The organism is Stenotrophomonas sp. 05L44_2 (genome assembly GCF_056665995.1).
Genome location: NZ_JBFTNR010000708.1, coordinates 1 through 2,151 on the forward strand (window position 1 = coordinate 1; position 2,151 = coordinate 2,151).

The 2,151-nt window shown below is 66.8% G+C and carries 2 protein-coding genes; one reads left to right on the forward strand and one right to left on the reverse strand.

Annotation, left to right across the window (positions count from 1 at the left end; translation table 11 throughout):
• Positions 1 to 1,117: helicase HerA-like domain-containing protein (locus AC1VAN_RS19610; protein ID WP_480986516.1), on the reverse strand; the 1,117-nt coding region annotated here is incomplete at its 3' end.
• Positions 1,118 to 1,239: 122 nt separating this feature from the next.
• Here AC1VAN_RS19610 and AC1VAN_RS19615 point away from each other — a divergent pair.
• Positions 1,240 to 2,151 (forward strand): lytic transglycosylase domain-containing protein (locus AC1VAN_RS19615; RefSeq protein ID WP_480986517.1); only part of this gene is annotated, 912 nt, incomplete at its 3' end.

Here is a 2,151-nt window from a genome sequence, read left to right on the forward strand (position 1 = left end):
GCACGCCCTTGTCCTGCAGCGTGGAGACCAGCGCTTCGCCGGTACCGAGCTGGCTGAGCACCTTCACCACATCCAGCTTCGGGTTCGGCACGAAGGTCTCGGCGGCGGTCTTCACCGCCTTCTGGTCGCGCGGGGTGAATGCGCGCAGCGCGTGCTGTACCCGGTTGCCGAGCTGGCCAAGGATGTTGGCCGGCACGTCGTCCGGGAACTGCGAGCAGAAGTACACGCCCACGCCCTTGGAACGGATCAGCCGCACCACCTGTTCGATGCGCTGTACCAGAGCGGGCGGTGCATCGTCGAACAGCAGGTGCGCTTCGTCGAAAATGAAGACCAGCTTCGGCTTGTCGAGGTCGCCCACTTCGGGCAGCTGCTCGAACAGCTCCGACAACAGCCACAGCAGGAACGTGGAGTACAGCTTGGGCTTGAGCACCAGCTGGTCGGCGGCAAGGATGCCGATGACACCGCGGCCGTCATGGTTGACCCGCATGATGTCGGCCAGTTCCAGCGCCGGTTCGCCGAAGAAATGCTCGCCGCCGTCCTGCGCCAGCCGCAGCAGGGCGCGCTGGATGGCGGCCACCGACTGCGCACTGACCAGGCCGTACTCGGTGGAGATGTCCTTGCGCTCCTCGGCCACCAGGCCGAGCAGGGCGCGCAGGTCGTCCATGTCCAGCAGCAGCAGGCCGCGGTCGTCGGCCAGCTTGAACACGATGTCGAGCACGCCGGCCTGGGTGTCGTTCAATTCCAGGATGCGGGCCAGCAGGGTCGGGCCCATCTCGCTCACGGTGGTGCGAACCGGGTGGCCGAGCTTGCCGTACAGGTCCCAGAACACGGTGGGGCTGGCGGCCGGGGCATAGTCGCTCACGCCGATCTCGGCCGCGCGCTTGAGCAGGTTCTCGGCGCCGGTGCCCGGCACGGCCAGGCCGGAGACATCGCCCTTCACATCGGCCAGGAACACCGGTACCCCGATCCGCGAGAAGCCCTCGGCCAGGGTCATCAGGGTCACGGTCTTGCCGGTGCCGGTGGCGCCGGCGACCAGCCCATGGCGGTTGCCGAGTTTCGGCAGCAGGGTGACAGCCACATCGTCGGTGATGCCTTTGCCGAGCAGAATCGGATCCATGGTCCAGCCCTTGTGATGAATGTGCCAATGTTAACCGCCGACGGTGACGGGCCGAAGGTCGGCTTGCCCCGACCTTGGCAGCGCCGCTACTCTGCCTGCCTGTTTCATACACAGTGCCACCAATGCCCGTTCCTGTCCTGATTTCCCGCACCTGGCCGCTGCTGGCCCTGGCTGGCCTGGTTTCCCTGGCACCGGAGGCCCACGCACAGCGGGTTTCGGCCCGGGACAAGGTGAAGGTGGATGCCCTGCAGCAGCGCATGACCGCAGCCGAGAAGCGCTACAGCGATGCCGTTCTGCTGGTGGCCAACGCCGATCCGAAGGGGCGCAACGAGGCCGATGCCGCGCTGGAGGACATGGAAGATGTCATCAGCGAATGCGTGAAGCAGAAGGGCTGCCAGATGAGCAACATGCTGTCGACCTACAAGCGCCTGCTCAAGCACGATGCCGATGCCGCCGCCGATGATGACGTGGCCGATGAAGCCGGCGACCGCCTGGAAGCCGACCCGGACCATGTCGGCCCGCTGGCTGCCGACGTGCCCGAGGCGGCCCGCGCAGCGGCGCTGCTGAACGACAAGCGCCATGCCTTCGACAACATGGTCGAGTACAACCCSGCSGTGCAGGCCGGCATCCGCCGCTGGCTSACCGACATGCGCCCGGCSYTGATGACCACTTACGAGAACTACCAGAACCTGCGYSMGGTGATGTGGCCGGAATGGGAGAAGCGCGGCCTGCCCGAGGCGCTGCTGTTCGGCATCATGGCCAAGGAATCCAACGGCCGTGTACATGCGTCCTCGCGTGCGGGCGCCGCGGGCCTGATGCAGTTCATGCCGGCTACCGGCCGCCGCTTCGGCCTCGGCCCGGACGATACCGGTTTCGATACCCGCTTCGATGCGCGCAGCGCCGCTGAAGCCAGCGCGACGTACCTCAACGAGCGGATGCGTGAGCTCAACAACAACGTCGAACTGTCGCTGGCCGGCTACAACGGCGGTGAGGGCCGCGCAGCGCGCGTCTACAAGCAGTACCCGGGCCAGAGC